The sequence below is a fragment of the Pseudomonas sp. VEM90 genome (assembly GCF_054611535.1).
Genome location: NZ_JBTRAR010000003.1, coordinates 109,635 through 125,447 on the forward strand (window position 1 = coordinate 109,635; position 15,813 = coordinate 125,447).

General features: G+C 61.4%; 16 protein-coding genes. 1 reads left to right on the plus strand and 15 read right to left on the minus strand.

Translation table 11 applies throughout. The features are described 5' to 3' along the window. Window positions 1–71: 71 nt before the first annotated feature. From rnhB to rpsB, 15 genes are all read right to left on the minus strand, one after another. Window positions 72–695 carry a ribonuclease HII gene (gene rnhB / locus ACYCCG_RS04645; RefSeq protein ID WP_176682765.1) on the minus strand — a complete coding sequence of 208 codons (624 nt, stop codon included), beginning with the start codon at window positions 693–695 and terminating at the stop codon, window positions 72–74. Window position 696: 1 nt separating this feature from the next. After that, on the minus strand, window positions 697–1,824 hold the full coding sequence (gene lpxB / locus ACYCCG_RS04650) for a lipid-A-disaccharide synthase (RefSeq protein WP_209963985.1): 1,128 nt from the start codon (window positions 1,822–1,824) through the stop codon (window positions 697–699). Between the two features lies 1 nt (window position 1,825). Beyond that, window positions 1,826–2,602 carry an acyl-ACP--UDP-N-acetylglucosamine O-acyltransferase gene (gene lpxA / locus ACYCCG_RS04655; RefSeq protein WP_021785907.1) on the minus strand — a complete coding sequence of 259 codons (777 nt, stop codon included), beginning with the start codon at window positions 2,600–2,602 and terminating at the stop codon, window positions 1,826–1,828. Continuing rightward, window positions 2,599–3,039 (minus strand): 3-hydroxyacyl-ACP dehydratase FabZ, encoded by a 441-nt coding sequence (gene fabZ / locus ACYCCG_RS04660; protein WP_003252314.1) that lies wholly within the window; start codon window positions 3,037–3,039, stop codon window positions 2,599–2,601. Before fabZ ends, lpxA begins: the two co-directional genes overlap by 4 nt. A 114-nt stretch (window positions 3,040–3,153) precedes the next feature. Next, a complete protein-coding gene (gene lpxD / locus ACYCCG_RS04665; protein WP_209963981.1) occupies window positions 3,154–4,209 on the minus strand; it encodes a UDP-3-O-(3-hydroxymyristoyl)glucosamine N-acyltransferase in 1,056 nt (351 codons plus the stop codon). Window position 4,210: 1 nt separating this feature from the next. Further along, complete coding sequence (locus ACYCCG_RS04670) at window positions 4,211–4,714, minus strand: OmpH/Skp family outer membrane protein (protein WP_209963978.1); 504 nt, start codon at window positions 4,712–4,714, stop codon at window positions 4,211–4,213. 44 nt (window positions 4,715–4,758) lie between these two features. Next, the gene (gene bamA / locus ACYCCG_RS04675; RefSeq protein WP_209963976.1) at window positions 4,759–7,119 is read right to left on the minus strand and encodes an outer membrane protein assembly factor BamA; all 2,361 of its coding nucleotides are present in this window, start codon (window positions 7,117–7,119) and stop codon (window positions 4,759–4,761) included. Between the two features lie 73 nt (window positions 7,120–7,192). After that, complete coding sequence (gene rseP / locus ACYCCG_RS04680; RefSeq protein WP_176682759.1) at window positions 7,193–8,545, minus strand: RIP metalloprotease RseP; 1,353 nt, start codon at window positions 8,543–8,545, stop codon at window positions 7,193–7,195. 69 nt (window positions 8,546–8,614) lie between these two features. Further along, window positions 8,615–9,805: a 1-deoxy-D-xylulose-5-phosphate reductoisomerase gene (gene ispC / locus ACYCCG_RS04685; RefSeq protein WP_209963973.1), complete on the minus strand. Its 1,191-nt coding sequence runs from the start codon at window positions 9,803–9,805 to the stop codon at window positions 8,615–8,617. After that, window positions 9,802–10,617, minus strand: a complete 816-nt coding sequence (locus tag ACYCCG_RS04690; protein ID WP_339443478.1) for a phosphatidate cytidylyltransferase — start codon at window positions 10,615–10,617, stop codon at window positions 9,802–9,804. Before ACYCCG_RS04690 ends, ispC begins: the two co-directional genes overlap by 4 nt. Then, a complete protein-coding gene (uppS, locus tag ACYCCG_RS04695) occupies window positions 10,617–11,372 on the minus strand; it encodes a polyprenyl diphosphate synthase (protein ID WP_003252299.1) in 756 nt (251 codons plus the stop codon). The genes ACYCCG_RS04690 and uppS overlap by 1 nt, the downstream gene beginning before the upstream one ends. 15 nt (window positions 11,373–11,387) lie before the next feature. After that, window positions 11,388–11,945, minus strand: a complete 558-nt coding sequence (gene frr / locus ACYCCG_RS04700) for a ribosome recycling factor (protein ID WP_003252296.1) — start codon at window positions 11,943–11,945, stop codon at window positions 11,388–11,390. After that, on the minus strand, window positions 11,942–12,685 hold the full coding sequence (pyrH, locus tag ACYCCG_RS04705; RefSeq protein ID WP_003252294.1) for a UMP kinase: 744 nt from the start codon (window positions 12,683–12,685) through the stop codon (window positions 11,942–11,944). Before pyrH ends, frr begins: the two co-directional genes overlap by 4 nt. Before the next feature lie 181 nt (window positions 12,686–12,866). Continuing rightward, window positions 12,867–13,730, minus strand: a complete 864-nt coding sequence (gene tsf, locus ACYCCG_RS04710; RefSeq protein WP_003252290.1) for a translation elongation factor Ts — start codon at window positions 13,728–13,730, stop codon at window positions 12,867–12,869. A gap of 185 nt (window positions 13,731–13,915) precedes the next feature. Then, window positions 13,916–14,653, minus strand: a complete 738-nt coding sequence (gene rpsB / locus ACYCCG_RS04715; RefSeq protein ID WP_003252287.1) for a 30S ribosomal protein S2 — start codon at window positions 14,651–14,653, stop codon at window positions 13,916–13,918. A 346-nt stretch (window positions 14,654–14,999) separates the two neighbouring features. Here rpsB and map point away from each other — a divergent pair, with 346 nt between their 5' ends. After that, window positions 15,000–15,782: a type I methionyl aminopeptidase gene (gene map, locus ACYCCG_RS04720; RefSeq protein ID WP_459669562.1), complete on the plus strand. Its 783-nt coding sequence runs from the start codon at window positions 15,000–15,002 to the stop codon at window positions 15,780–15,782. Window positions 15,783–15,813 lie beyond the last annotated feature (31 nt).

The following is a 15,813-nucleotide window of genomic DNA, read 5'->3' on the forward strand; positions in this document are numbered from 1 at the left end:
CCGCTGCTCAGACCGATGAATCCTGTGGGAGCGGGCGTGCCCGCGAAGGGCCGCAAAGCGGCCCCAATAGGTCAGATCAGGGAATCGGTGACGCCTTCGCGCGCTTCCCAGGCCGCCCGCACAGGGGCGAAGGATCGCCGATGAATGGGCGTAGGCCCAAGGCGCGCCAAGGCCTCGAGATGCACCGGGGTCGGGTAGCCCTTGTGCCCGCCAATGCCATACCCCGGGTAGATCAGTTCGAAGGCGCTCATCTCCCGATCACGGGTCACCTTGGCCAGGATCGATGCCGCTGCAATGGCCGGCACCTGGCTATCCCCCTTGACCACCGGTGCTGCCGGCACAGCCAGCTTCGGGCAGCGATTGCCATCGATCAGGGCCAGTTTCGGCGTAATATGCAGGCCCTCCACTGCCCGCTGCATGGCCAGCATGGTGGCCTGCAGGATGTTCAGGCTGTCGATCTCCTCGACTTCGGCGCGGGCGATGCAGAAGCTCAAGGCCTTTTCGCAGATCTCGTCGAACAGCGCCTCACGCTTGGCTTCGGTGAGCTTCTTCGAGTCGTTCAGACCGAGAATCGGCCGCGCAGGATCAAGAATCACCGCCGCCGTGACCACCGCGCCACACAGCGGACCACGGCCTACTTCGTCAACGCCGGCGACCAGGTCTTCTACCAGGTTGAAGTCCAGTCCAATTTGCATGTCAGCGGTCCTTGAGCAGGGCCAGTACCGCCTCGGCGGCCTGATTGGAGGCATCACGGCGCAAGGTACGGTGAATTGCGTCGAAACGTTCGGTCTGCTGGCTTCCATCGCGCACCAGTGGCGCCAAGGTGTTGGCCAGCGCTTCGCTGGTAGCGTCGTCCTGCAGTAGCTCGGGCACCAGTTCTCGTTGGGCCAGCAGATTTGGCAATGACACGTAAGGGCTTTTCACCAGACGCTTGAGAATCCAGTAGGTCAACGGCGCCAGGCGGTACGCCACCACCATCGGCCGCTTGTACAGCAGCGCCTCGAGGGTAGCGGTGCCCGAGGCGATCAGCACCGCGTCACAGGCCGCCAGGGCTTGGTGCGACTGGCCATCGAGCAGGGTCAGCGGCAGTTGGCGCCCTTCAAGCATCTGTTCGACCTGAGCGCGTCGCGTGGCGTTGGCGCAGGGCAATACGAAGCGTACACCCGGCACCTGCTGGCAGAGGCGCTCGGCAGCGTCAAGGAACAGCGTACCCAGGCGCCCTACTTCGCCACCCCGGCTGCCCGGCATCAGCGCCACCACAGGCCCCTCGCCCAGGCCCAGCGCGGCGCGCGCGGCCGGGCGGTCGGTTTCAAGCGGGATGGTGTCTGCCAGCGGGTGGCCGACAAAACGCACTGGCACACCCTGCTCTTCGTAGAACCGCGCCTCGAACGGCAGCAGCGTCAGCATCAGGTCGCAGCCTTCGCGAATCTTCAGCACGCGCTTCTGCCGCCAGGCCCACACTGACGGGCTGACATAGTGGACGGTCTTGATCCCGGCCTGACGCAGCTTCAGCTCGATATTGAGGGTGAAGTCAGGGGCGTCGATGCCGATGAATACGTCGGGCTTTTCTTCGATCAGGGTCTGGATCAGCAACTTGCGGCGCTTGAGCAGCTCGCGCAGGCGCCCCAACACCTCGACCAGCCCCATGACGGCGAGACGTTCCATGGGGAAATAGGATTGCAGGCCTTCGGCCTCCATCAAAGGGCCGCCAACCCCGATGAAACGTACGTCGGGGTGGCGCGCCTTCAGGGCACGCATCAAGCCTGAACCAAGAATATCGCCACTGGCCTCACCGGCGACCAGCGCTACGCAAAGCTGGGCCATATCAGCGTGTGATGCCGCGAGCGGAGCTCAGGATCGACTGACGGAACAGCTCGACCTCGGGGTGTTGCGCAGCGGGTTCGGCCAGCTCCTTGAGCGCGTCTTCTACGGTCAGGCCCTGACGGTAGACAATCTTGTAGCAACGACGCAGCACATGGATCACCTCGTCGCTGAAACCGCGGCGGCGCATGCCCTCGAAGTTCATACTGCGGGCTTCGGCCGGGCTGCCGAACACGGTCACGAAGGCCGGAACGTCCTTGCCAATCGCCGTGCCCATACCGGAAAACGCGTGGGCGCCAATGTGGCAGTACTGGTGAACCAGGGTGTAACCGGACAGGATCGCCCAGTCACCCACATGCACATGACCTGCCAGCGCCGTATTGTTGACCAGGATGCAGTGGTTGCCGATGACACTGTCGTGGCCAATGTGGGCATAGGCCATGATCAGGTTATGGTCACCCACGGTGGTTTCCGCGCGGTCCTGAACAGTACCGCGGTGGATGGTCACCCCTTCGCGAATGACATTGTGATCGCCGATCACCAGGCGCGTCGGCTCACCCTTGTACTTCAGGTCCGGGGTGTCTTCACCGATGGAAGAGAACTGGAAGATACGGTTGTGCTTGCCGATGCGGGTCGGGCCTTTGAGCACAACATGCGGGCCGATAACGGTGCCCTCCCCGATTTCTACATCAGGGCCAACGATCGACCAAGGGCCGACCTCGACGCCGTCGGCCAGCCTGGCCGACGGATCGATAATGGCCCGAGGATCAATCGAATTCATAGGGAGCGTTCCGCGCAGGTGATTTCTGCCGAGCAGACCGGCTTGCCGTCGACCAGGGCGCGGCACTCGAACTTCCAGATCATGCTTTTACGGCTGAGGAACTTGGCTTCCAGCACAAGCTGGTCACCCGGCAGAACCGGCTGACGGAAACGCAGTTTGTCGGAACCGACAAAGTAGTACAGGGTGCCATCGGCCGGCTTGGCATCGAGCATCTTGAAACCAAGGATGCCGGCCGCCTGGGCCATGGCTTCGATGATCAGGACACCCGGCATGATCGGGTGTGCCGGGAAGTGGCCATTGAAAAACGGCTCGTTGATGCTGACATTCTTGTAGGCACGAATGCTCTGGGCCTCGAAGTCCAGATCCGTCACCCGATCTACCAGCAGGAACGGGTAGCGGTGAGGCAGGTATTCGCGAATCTCGTTGATGTCCATCATTTCGGTGGGGAAGCCTGTAATAAGAATAGGGAGCGCAGGTGCTGACCACACGCTCCTTTTGCAATCCAAAGAGGAGCCAGCTAGCGACTGTTCACTCTTGCTCAGGGAATGGTATCAGCCTTCTGATGTCGGCAGGCCACCTGAGGTCACGGTATCGACGCGTTTTTCCAGCTGCTGGAGACGCTTGGCCATGTCGTCCAGGTGGCGGATACGCGCGGCGCTCTTGCGCCAGTCAGCCAGCGGCTGCATGGCAGTGCCGGAAGAATAGGCACCCGGTTCGGTGATCGAACGGGTTACCATGGTCATCCCGGACACGAAAACGTTATCACAGACATCGATATGGCCGACCATGCCGACACCGCCGGCAATGGTGCAGTGCTTGCCAATGCGCGTGCTACCGGAAATCCCGACGCAAGCGGCCATGGCCGTGTGCTCGCCGATCTGCACGTTATGGGCGATCTGGATCTGGTTGTCGAGCTTGACCCCGTCAGCGATCCGCGTGTCAGACAAAGCACCGCGGTCGACAGCAGTGTTGACGCCGATTTCCACGTCATCACCGATGGTCACGCCACCGATCTGGGCGATCTTGCGCCACACACCCTTCTCGTTGGCAAAGCCGAAACCTTCACCGCCAATCACCGCCCCCGACTGAATGACCACGCGCTTGCCGATGGTCACGTCATGGTACAGGGTGACCCGCGGTGCCAGCCAACCACCCTCGCCGATCACGCAACGCGCGCCGACCACGCAGTGTGCACCCACAGTGACATTGGCCGCGATACGCGCACCGCTTTCGATGACCGCGAACGGCCCGATGCTGGCACTGGCATCCACCTGCGCGTCCTCAGCCACCACGGCGCTGGGATGAACACCCGCCACAGCCTTGGGTTTGGGGTCGAACAGGTGGGAAATGCGTGCGTAGGCCAGGTACGGATCGGCGACGATCAGTGCATTGCCGGCAAAGCCGTCGGCATCCGCCGCCTTGAGCAGCACTGCGGCCGCCTGGCTGTCGTCCAGGAATTTGCGGTACTGCGGGTTGGCGAGGAAGCTCAACTGACCGGGGCCAGCCTCCTGCAAGGTGGCCAGCCCGGTAATCTGCAGCGTCTCGGGCCCTTTGAGGGTGGCTCCGAGTGCCTCGGCCAGCTGGCCTAACGTCATGGTCACACTCATATCAACGGGCTTGGTTCATGCGCTCGATGACTTGGCGGGTGATGTCATACTGAGGTTTGACATCGATGACCGCACCACGCTCGAGGACCAGGTCGTAGCCGCCCTTCTTGATCACTGCCTCGACAGCACCATCCAGCTTCGGCTTCAGTTGCTTGAGCATGTCGCGATCAGCAACGGCCTTCGCTTCGTTCAATTCCTTGGACTGGAACTGGAAGTCCCGGGCCTTTTGCTTGAACTCGAGCTCCAAGCGCTCACGCTCCTGCTGCTGCATCTTGTCGCCGCCCTTGATCAGGCGGTCCTGGATGCCCTTGGCACTGCTTTCCAGGTTTTTCAGCTTGGTCAGTTGCGGACCGAATTTCTTCTCGGCATCAACCGCATACTTCTTGGCGGCATCCGACTCGAGCAGGGCCATCTGGTAGTTCAGGACGGCAACCTTCATTTCGGCGAAAGCCGGGGTGGCGACCAGCGCCGCGGCCACTACGGCCAATTGAGCCAATTTACGCACGATGCACTCCTGGATAAACCGTTGTCATTAAGCAAGGGCCGACCTTAGAAGGTCTGGCCCAGAGAGAATTGGAACACCTGGGTATCGGCATCGTCCGGCTTCTTGACCGGCATTGCCAGGCTGAAGCTCAGCGGGCCCAGTGCGGTAATCCAGGTCACGCCCAAGCCGACCGAACTGGCCATGCCCGAGAACCCGACCTTCTCGCAATCAGGTTTGTTGCCGCAATTGGTGTCGAACACGTTACCCACGTCCCAGAACACGGAGGTGCGCAGTGAACGCTGGTCCTTGACGAACGGCAGCGGGAACAGCAGCTCGGCACCGCCTTGCACCAGCACGTTACCACCAAACGGCAACGGATCCTGATCCGGGTCGGCGATGGTGCCTGGCTTGCCACCCGCGGCCTCACCGATGCTCGGGGTACTGCGCGGGCCCAGACTGCTGTCCTTGAAGCCACGGACAGAGTTGAAACCACCCGCGAAGTAGTTCTCGTAGAACGGCAGGCCGGAGGTGCTGCCGTAACCATCGCCATAGCCCAGCTCGGTATGCAGGCGCAGGGTGTAGTCGCTGGTGATCGGCTTGAACAGCTGGCCACGGTAGTCAAGTTTGAAGAACGACAGGTCGCTGCCCGGAACAGTGGACTCCAGGGTCAGGCTTTGCGAGTGGCCACGGGTGGCCAACACGCCTTTGTTCAGGGTCGACTCGGACCAGCCGATCGAGGCCTTGAAGTTCAGGAAGTTGTCACCTTCCTGCTCGAGGAAGTCGAAGATCTCGTCAACGGTGTACTTGCCGGTCTTGATCTTGTCCTGCTGCACGCTCAGGCCGTAGGTCAGGCGCGAGGTCTCGCTGATCGGATAGCCCAGGCTGACGCCCGCACCGTAGCTGTCCACCGCATAGCTGGCAACGTCGACGTCGAGGTCGTCGTAATCGGTGCTGCGGTAGAAGGCGTTATAGCCCAGGCTGACGCCATCGGCAGTGAAGTAGGGATCAACGAAGCCGAAGTTGTAGCGGGTCTGGTATTCCGAGCGGGTCAGGCCGACGGACACTTTGTTACCGGTACCGAGGAAGTTGCTCTGGCTGATCGATCCACCGAGGATCAGGCCGGCGCTCTGGGCGAAACCGACGCTGGCGGTGATCGAACCGGAGGCCTGCTCTTCAACGCTGTAGTTCACGTCCACCTGGTCGTCGGTGCCAGGCACCTGAGGGGTCTCGACGTTGACTTCCTTGAAGTAACCCAGCCGCTCCAGACGGGTCTTGGACTGGTCGATCAGGTAGGTCGAAGCCCAGCCACCTTCCATCTGGCGCATTTCGCGGCGCAGCACTTCGTCTTCGGTCTTGGTGTTGCCGCGGTAGTTGATGCGGTTGACGTAGGCACGCTTGCCCGGGTCGACCACGAACATGATGTCGACCGTGTGGTCCTGGTCGTTCGGCTGTGGCACACCGTTGACGTTGGCAAAGGTGTAGCCTTCGTTACCCAAGCGACGGGTGATCAGCTCGGATGTGCTGGTCATCACCTTGCGCGAGAATACCTGGCCCGGCTGCACCAGCAGCAGCGACTTGACCTGGTCTTCCGGCACCTTGAGGTCGCCGGACAGCTTCACGTCGCGAACGGTGTATTTCTCGCCTTCGTTGATGTTGACGGTGATGTAGACGTGCTTCTTGTCCGGCGTGATGGACACCTGGGTGGAGGCGATGTCCATGTTGATGTAGCCGCGGTCCAGGTAATAGGAACGCAGACGCTCCAGGTCACCGGAGAGTTTTTCACGGGCGTACTTGTCGTCGTTCTTGAAGAACGACAGCCAGTTGGTGGTCTTCAGCTCGAACAGCTGCCCCAGGGTCTCATCATCGAATACGTTGTTGCCAACGACGTTGATGTGCTGGATGGCGGCGACGGTGCCTTCGTTGATCTTGATCTTCAGCGCCACGCGGTTGCGCGGCTGCGGCACCACTTCGGCGTCTACCTCGGCCGAGTAGCGCCCCTGGGCCACGTACTGGCGCTGCAGCTCGTTACGCACGCCTTCGAGGGTGGCACGCTGGAAGATCTCGCCTTCGGCCAGGCCCGATTGCTTCAGGCCCTTCATCAGGTCTTCGGTACTGATCGCCTTGTTGCCTTCAATCTCGATGCTCGACACCGACGGGCGCTCGACCACGTTGATGATCAGCACATTGCCATCACGGCTCAACCTGATGTCCTGGAAGAACCCGGTCTTGAACAAGGAACGAGTCGAGTCCACCAGGCGGCGGTCGTCGGCCTGGTCACCAACGTTCAGCGGCAAGGCACCGAACACACTGCCGGCGGAAACCCGCTGCAGGCCGTTGACGCGAATATCGGAGATGGTGAAGGACTCGGCGTGAACTTCAGCGATCATCAGTGCGGACATGACCGCAGTTAGCAGCAGACGTTTCATGAAGTCCTTTTATTCCAACTGGCAATAAACAACCTGCCGTCACAAAACGGCAGGTTCGCAATTGAGCGAAGCTTTATAGTCGACCCAGATCGTTGATCAGGGCGAGCAACATCACCCCTATGACCAAACTGATACCGATCTGAACCCCCCAACCTTGCACCCGATCCGACAGCGGACGACCGCGCGCCCACTCGACCAGGTAAAACAGCAAATGCCCCCCATCCAGTACGGGTATGGGCAGCAGGTTAAGAACCCCCAGGCTTATGCTCAGGTAGGCCAGGAAATTCAGGAAATCCCCCACGCCGGACTGGGCTGAAGCGCCCGCCACTTTAGCAATGGTTATCGGTCCACTCAAGTTTTTTACCGAGAGCTCCCCGAACAGCATTTTCTTCAGCGATTCAAGGGTCAGGACGCTCATGCTCCAGGTACGCGACAAGCTCTCACCCACCGCATCCAGCGGGCCGTAGCTGACTTCGCGGAGCATGTTGGCAGGCCATTCGCCACCTTTGACGCCAGCACCAAGATAGCCACCGACTGCCTTGCCCTCACCCTTGCGGGCCAGGGTCACCGGCAGCTCCAGGGCAGCTCCATCGCGCTCCACTCGCACCACTACCTTGGCATCAGGGCGGGCGCGCACGCGGTCGACAACCTGCTGCCATTCGGTCACCGCCACATCATCCAGAGCCAGCAGCTTGTCACCGGTTTTCAGGCCAGCAGCGGCAGCCGGCCCCTTCGGGTCGATCTCGGCCAGCACCGGGGTGATCGCCGGGCGCCAGGGGCGCAGCCCCAGGGATTGAATCGGGTCCGGCTCGTCGGCGCCCTTGAGCCAGCTGTCCAGCTTGACCTGCAACTGGCGCTCGGCGCTGGCACCCTCATCGCGCACGCCAATCTGCAAGGTACCGCTCTCACCCAGACGACGAACCAACTGCAGGTTGACCGCCGACCAACCGTTGGTCGGCTTACCGTCGACAGAGACGATTTCCTGACCCGCGGTCAGCCCGGCCGATGCTGCCAGGCTGCCACTGTCGACCGCACCGATAACCGGGCGGATTTGCTGGGTACCCAGCATCGCCAGTACCCAGAAAAACAGGATAGCGAGCAGAAAATTGGCGATCGGGCCTGCCGCGACAATCGCAATACGCTGGCGCACCGACTTGCGGTTGAACGACTGCCCGGCCAGCGCTGGCGGCACATCGCCTTCGCGCTCGTCGAGCATCTTGACGTAGCCACCCAGAGGAATGGCCGCAACAACGAACTCGGTGCCGTGGCGGTCATGCCACCGCAGCAGCGGCGTGCCGAAACCCACCGAAAAACGCAGCACCTTGACGCCGCAGCGGCGCGCCACCCAGAAGTGACCGAATTCGTGGAAAGTGACCAGCACACCCAGAGCCACGAGGGTGCCGATAATCATGTAGAGCGCTGTCATGTCCATCTCCGAATGATGTTCAGCGGGCTGGCATCCCCCAGCCCCCTCACGAACCTTGGCGGGCCTGCATCAGCGGCCGTGACGCCTCAGCCACTCTCGGGAAAGCTCCCGGGCACGCTGATCGGCGGCAAATACCGCATCCAGCGACGGCAGCGGTACGACGGGTTCCTGGTCGAGTACCTGTTCGATCATACCCGCGATCTCCGGGAAGCGGATGCGCCGTTCAAGAAATGCCTGGACCGCCACTTCGTTGGCTGCATTGAGCACCGCTGGCGCACTGTTGCCAGCCTCGGCAGCCTGCCGCGCAAGGCGCAGGCAAGGGAAGCGTTGTTCGTCGGGCGCCTGGAAATCCAGACGGGCGATGGCGAACAGGTCCAGGGGGGCGACCCCGGAATCGATCCGTTCCGGCCAAGCCAACGCGTTGGCGATCGGCGTACGCATGTCCGGGTTGCCCAACTGCGCGAGCACCGAACCGTCCACGTAGTCGACCAGCGAGTGGATCACGCTTTGCGGGTGCACCACCACCTCAACCTTGGACGGCGCGGCATCGAACAACCAGCAGGCCTCGATCAACTCGAGGCCTTTGTTCATCATGCTGGCCGAATCCACGGAGATCTTGCGCCCCATGGACCAGTTAGGGTGCGCACAGGCTTGCTCCGGGGTCACGTCCAGCAGCGCCTCGACCGGCGTCTGGCGGAATGGCCCGCCGGAAGCGGTAAGCAGGATCCGACGCACACCGACGGCGCTCAGGCCACGGGCGTAGTCGCCTGGCATGCACTGGAAGATAGCGTTGTGTTCGCTGTCGATCGGCAGCAGCACGGCACCCTTTTGCCGCACCGCCTCCATGAACAGCGCGCCCGACATTACCAGTGCTTCCTTGTTGGCCAGCAACACCTTCTTGCCTGCCTCGACGGCCGCCAGCGTGGGGCGCAAGCCGGCAGCACCGACAATGGCTGCCATCACCGCATCCACTTCAGCGGCCGACGCCACCTGGCAAAGCCCTGCCTCGCCCTCCAGCACCTCGGTGGTACAACCAACTGCAGCCAGACTTGCACGCAACCTCACCGCCGCCTCGGTGCTCGGCACCACAGCGAATGCCGGACGATGACGCACACATAGCGCCAACAGTTCGTCGACGCGCGAATAGCCGGTGAGGGCAAACGCTTGATAACGGTCGGGATGGCGCGCAATCACATCCAGCGTGCTCAGGCCGATGGAGCCGGTCGCCCCGAGCACGGTAATACGTTGCGGGCGACTCACATCACACCCCATTCGGCAGCCCACAACAGCACCGCGAAGATCGGAATTGCCGCTGTCAGGCTGTCGATGCGGTCGAGCACACCACCGTGCCCAGGTAGCAGATTGCTGCTGTCCTTGATGCCGGAGCGACGCTTGAACATGCTCTCGGTCAGGTCACCGACCACCGAGGACATCACCAGCAACGCAGCGCCCAGCAGGCCCAGCAGGATCTGACCAAAGCCCCAGTCGCGACTGATGCCGACACCCAGGGTGATCAACAGGCTGACTGCCAGCCCACCATACACACCTTCCCAGCTCTTGCCCGGGCTGACCTGCGGGGCCAGCTTGCGCTTGCCGAACGCCCGGCCAGAGAAGTACGCACCGATGTCGGCGGCCCACACCAGCACCATGACGGACAGGATCAGCCAGTTCCCCAGGGGCCAGTGCTTGAGGAGCACCAGTCCCTGCCAGGCCGGCAACAGCACCAGCAGGCCGATCAACAGCCGACAGGCAGCACTGACCCACAGCTCGCTGCTGCGCGGATAGGTAAGCACCAGCCAGGTAGCCAGCCCCCACCAGATAACCGCAGCGCCCAGCACCCAGGGCGCCAGCTCCGGAAGGATGTACAGCAGCATCAGCGCTCCGGCGACCACCGCTGCATAGGCAATGCGCAGCGGCTGGGCCATCAGCCCGGCAAGGCGCGCCCACTCCCAGGCACCGAGGGTCACTACGAATCCGATGAACAGGGCGAAGTCCCCGCCATTGAGCAGGAAGAAACCGCCCAGCGCGACCGGCAACAGGATCAGCGCAGTAATGATGCGTTGTTTAAGCATTAAGCACGAGCTCCAGCCTCGACCTGCTCGCTGGTCTTACCGAAGCGGCGCTGGCGCGAAGCGAAATCGGCCAGGGCATTGCGCATGGCCTCGTGTTTGAAGTCCGGCCAGTAGAGGTCGGAGAAGTACAACTCGGCATAGGCCAGTTGCCACAGCAGGAAATTGCTGATGCGATGCTCGCCACCGGTGCGAATGCAAAGATCCGGCAACGGCAGCTCGCCGGTTGCCAGACAGGTCTGCAGCAGACCCGGGGTGATGTCTTCCGGGCGCAGGTGCCCGGCCTGCACTTCCCGCGCCAACCGCTGGGCAGCCTGGGCAATGTCCCACTGGCCACCGTAGTTGGCTGCTATCTGCAGAATGAAGCGGTTGTTGCCAGCGGTCACTGCCTCGGCCTCGCGCATGGCGGCCTGCAGCTCAGGATGAAAACGCGAACGGTCGCCGATGATGCGCAGGCTGATATTGTTCTCGTCAAGGCGCTTGGCCTCACGGCGCAGCGCCGAGAAGAACAGCTCCATCAGCGCCCCGACCTCTTCGGCAGGGCGCTGCCAGTTCTCGCTGGAGAAGGCGAACAGGGTCAGCACCTCGACCCCGGACTTGGCACAGACTTCGATGACCGCGCGAACGGCATCCACACCCGCCTTGTGCCCGGCCACGCCGGGCAGCAGGCGTTTTTTCGCCCAGCGGTTGTTGCCATCCATGATGATCGCGACATGACGCGGCACCGAGGACGGCGCCGCTGGCTTGGTCTTTTCCATTAAAAAACCCCGGCCTTAAACGGCCATCAGGTCCTTTTCCTTGGCTTTGAAGGCAGCATCCACTTCGGCGACGAACTTGTCGGTCAGCTTCTGGATCTCGTCAGCGGCGCGACGTTCTTCGTCTTCGCTGATTTCCTTGTCCTTGGTCAGTTTTTTCAGGTCAGCCAGGGCGTCGCGGCGCACGTTGCGCACGGCTACCTTGGCATCCTCGGCAACACCGCTGGCCTGCTTGGTGTAGCCCTTGCGGGTTTCCTCGGTCAGGGCCGGCATCGGTACTCGGATGGTGGTACCGGCGCTGGACGGGTTAAGGCCCAGATCGGAGGTAAGGATGGCCTTTTCGATGGCAGCGCTGAGGTTCTTGTCGTGAGCGACGATCTTCAGGGTGCGCGCATCTTCGACGGTGATCGCGGCGACCTGGTTCAGCGGCATTTCGCTACCCCAGGCGGTAACCTTGACGCTGTCCAGGATGCTTGGGTGAGCGCGACCGGTGCGGATTGCAGCCAGGTTGCGGGACAGGGCTTCGATGGACTTGCCCATGCGCTCCTGCGCGTCTTTCTTGATGTCGTTGATCATGCTTGGCCTTCCTCGATCAGTGTGCCTTCAGCGCCACCCACCACGATGTTCAGCAGGGCGCCAGGCTTGTTCATGTTGAATACCCGCAATGGCATCTTGTGGTCACGGCACAGGCAGATTGCGGTCAGGTCCATCACACCCAGCTTGCGATCCAGAACCTCATCGTAGGTCAGGTGATCGAATTTCTCGGCATGCGGGTCCTTGAATGGATCGGCAGTGTACACGCCATCGACCTTGGTCGCCTTCAGCACCACGTCGGCATCGATTTCGATGGCGCGCAGGCAGGCCGCGGAGTCGGTGGTGAAGAACGGGTTGCCGGTACCGGCGGAGAAAATTACCACATCCCCGGAGTTGAGGTGACGAATAGCTTTGCGGCGATCGTAATGATCGGTGACACCCACCATTGAAATGGCCGACATGACCAGCGCCGGGATGTTCGAGCGCTCCAGCGCATCGCGCATGGCCAGGCCGTTCATCACGGTAGCAAGCATGCCCATGTGGTCACCCGTGACGCGGTCCATGCCGGCTGCGCTGAGCGCGGCGCCGCGGAACAGGTTGCCGCCACCGATGACCAGGCCGACCTGTACACCGATCCCTACCAGCTGGCCAACTTCAAGCGCCATGCGATCCAGCACTTTCGGGTCGATCCCGAAGTCTTCCGACCCCATCAGGGCCTCGCCGCTAAGTTTGAGCAAAATGCGTTTATAGCGAGGTTGGCGACCACTCACCTGCTGAGCCATTGCGAGTCTCTCCTGCGGCGTACTTTTAGAAAATTCGTGCGGGCTGTTTGCAGCCTGCTAACTGTAGCGTGGCACCGCTTCGGTGCCAGCGAAGAGGGAGTCGTATAAACCCCTCCCCGTTTTGACAAAGAGGCTGCGCGCGTGAGCGGGCAGCCTCTTTGGGGCGACAGACGGGGCTGTCTTACTGCTTGGCAGCAGCTACCTGAGCGGCAACTTCAGCAGCGAAGTCGTCGACTGGCTTCTCGATGCCTTCGCCTACCTTGAAGTAGGTGAAGGAAACGATTTCAGCACCGGCTTTCTTGGCCAGCTCGCCAACCTTGACTTCCGGGTTCATGACGAAAGCTTGCTCTTTCAGCGAGGCTTCTGCCTTGAACTTGGTGATACGACCGTTGATCATGTTCTCAACGATGTTTTCCGGCTTGCCGGCGATCTTGTCGGCGTTCAGCTGCAGGAAGACATTCTTCTCGCGCTCGATGGCCTCGGCGGAGATTTCCGACGAATCCAGGAACTCAGGGTTCGAAGCTGCGACGTGCATGGCGATGTTCTTCGCCAGCTCCACGTCACCGCCTTTCAGAACGACGACAGCGCCGATCTTGTTGCCGTGCAGGTAGGCACCGACAACGTCACCCTCAACGCGCACTAGGCGACGGATGTTGACGTTCTCGCCGCACTTGGCAACCAGGGCTTCACGAGCAGCTTCACGCGAGGCGATCAGCGGAGCGGCGTCGGTCAGCTTCTGGGCGAAGGCTTCTTCGAGGCTTTCGGCCACGAAGTTCTTGAAGTCGTCTTGCAGGGCCAGGAAGTCGGTCTGCGAGTTCACTTCCAGCAGGACGGCGGATGTACCGTCGGTCTTGACGGCGATAGCGCCTTCAGCAGCGACGTTGCCAGCCTTTTTGGCGGCCTTGATGGCGCCCGAGGCACGCATGTCGTCAATGGCTTTCTCGATGTCGCCGCCGGCCTTTTCCAGGGCCTTTTTGCAATCCATCATGCCTTCGCCGGTACGCTCGCGCAGTTCTTTTACCAGCGCTGCAGTAATTGCTGCCATTTCAAAATCCTCTTGGAAAGTTTTTCAACCATTCCACCCGTCAATCACGGGCGTTCAATTCTGCAAATCCGCTGCTTTCATTTCAGCAGGCCCATGATGCGGGGCCGATGCTGACAGCAGGATTTCAAGGTGGCAAAAAGGGGGCAAAGCCCCCTTTTTGCGTGCCAAGTAGACGCTAGCGCCTATTACTCAGCAGCAGGTGCAGCCGCTTCTTCAGCGTAAACTTCGGTGCCGCCGGCAACGTTGTTGCGGCCGCGAATGACTGCGTCAGCCATCGAAGTCATGTACAGCTCGATAGCGCGAATGGCGTCATCGTTACCTGGGATGATGTAGTCAACACCTTCCGGGCTGCTGTTGGTATCGACAACGCCGATAACCGGGATACCCAGCTTGTTGGCTTCGGTGATCGCGATGCGCTCGTGATCAACGTCGATAACGAACAGAGCGTCTGGCAGACCGCCCATGTCCTTGATGCCACCCAGGCTGCGATCCAGTTTTTCCAGGTCGCGGGAGCGCATCAGGGCTTCTTTCTTGGTCAGCTTGGCGAAAGTGCCGTCTTCGGCCTGGGTTTCCAGGTCGCGCAGACGCTTGATCGAAGCGCGGATGGTCTTGTAGTTGGTCAGCATGCCGCCCAACCAACGGTGGTCAACGTACGGCGAACCGCAACGAGCTGCTTGCTCGGCAACGATCTTGCCGGCGGAACGCTTGGTGCCGACGAACAGGATCTTGTTCTTGCCCTGGGCCAGGCGCTCTACGAACGACAGAGCGTCGTTGAACATTGGCAGGGTTTTTTCCAGGTTGACGATGTGGATCTTGTTACGCGCGCCGAAAATGTACTTGCCCATTTTCGGGTTCCAGTAACGGGTCTGGTGGCCGAAGTGCACACCGGCCTTCAGCATATCGCGCATGTTGACTTGGGACATGATAGTTCCTTGATAAGTCGGGTTGGGCCTCCACGTATCCCAATGACCAACCCGCGAATTCTGCAACTCGGGGCACCCAGGTCATCGTGTCGACACGTGTGTGGGTTAAGTGCTGACGGGGTCGTCCCCGAAAGCGGCGCATTTTATACCACAGACCGCGAGCGAACGGAACCCGGATACTGTTGCGTCTGTCAGCACTTTTTGCAGCACCCCGGCTTTCGCGCCAGAATGCCAGCTGTAGACAACAGCATGGCCGCCTTTATCCCGACCGATCGGCGCCCTGCTCTGCTAGAATCCGGCCTTTCCCGTTTGTTCGCGCCGTGCACGGCGCCGTAGAGAGCCTGTAATGACCGTCACCATCAAGACCGCAGAAGACATCGAGAAGATGCGCATCGCTGGCCGCCTGGCCGCCGAAGTGCTGGAAATGATCGAAGAGCACGTCAAGCCCGGTGTCACCACCGAAGAGCTCGACCGCCTGTGCCACGACTATATCGTCAACGTCCAGCAGGCCATTCCGGCACCGCTCAACTACAAGGGCTACCCGAAGTCGATCTGCACCTCGATCAACCATGTGGTCTGCCACGGCATCCCCAACGACAAGCCGCTCAAGGACGGTGACACGCTCAATATCGATATCACCGTGATCAAGGACGGCTACCACGGCGACACCAGCCGCATGTTCCACGTCGGTAACGTGCCGGTCTGGGCCGAGCGCCTGTCCAAGGTCACCCAGGAATGCATGTACAAGGCCATCGAACTGGTCAAGCCGGGCTGCCGCCTGGGCGACATCGGTGAAGTGATCCAGAAGCACGCGGAAAAGAACGGTTTCTCGGTGGTGCGCGAGTTCTGCGGTCATGGCATTGGCAAGGTGTTCCACGAAGAGCCACAGATCCTCCACTACGGCCGCGCTGGCACGGGCATGGAGCTGAAGGAAGGCATGACCTTCACCATCGAGCCGATGATCAACCAGGGCAAGGCCGACACCAAGGTGCTGGGCGACGGCTGGACCGCCATCACCAAGGACCGCAAGCTCTCGGCCCAGTGGGAACACACCCTGGTGGTGACCGCGACCGGCTACGAAATCTTCACCCTGCGCAAGGACGACACCATCCCGCGCACTTCGGCCTGACCGCACCCCGACAGGCCACCCCACGACAGGA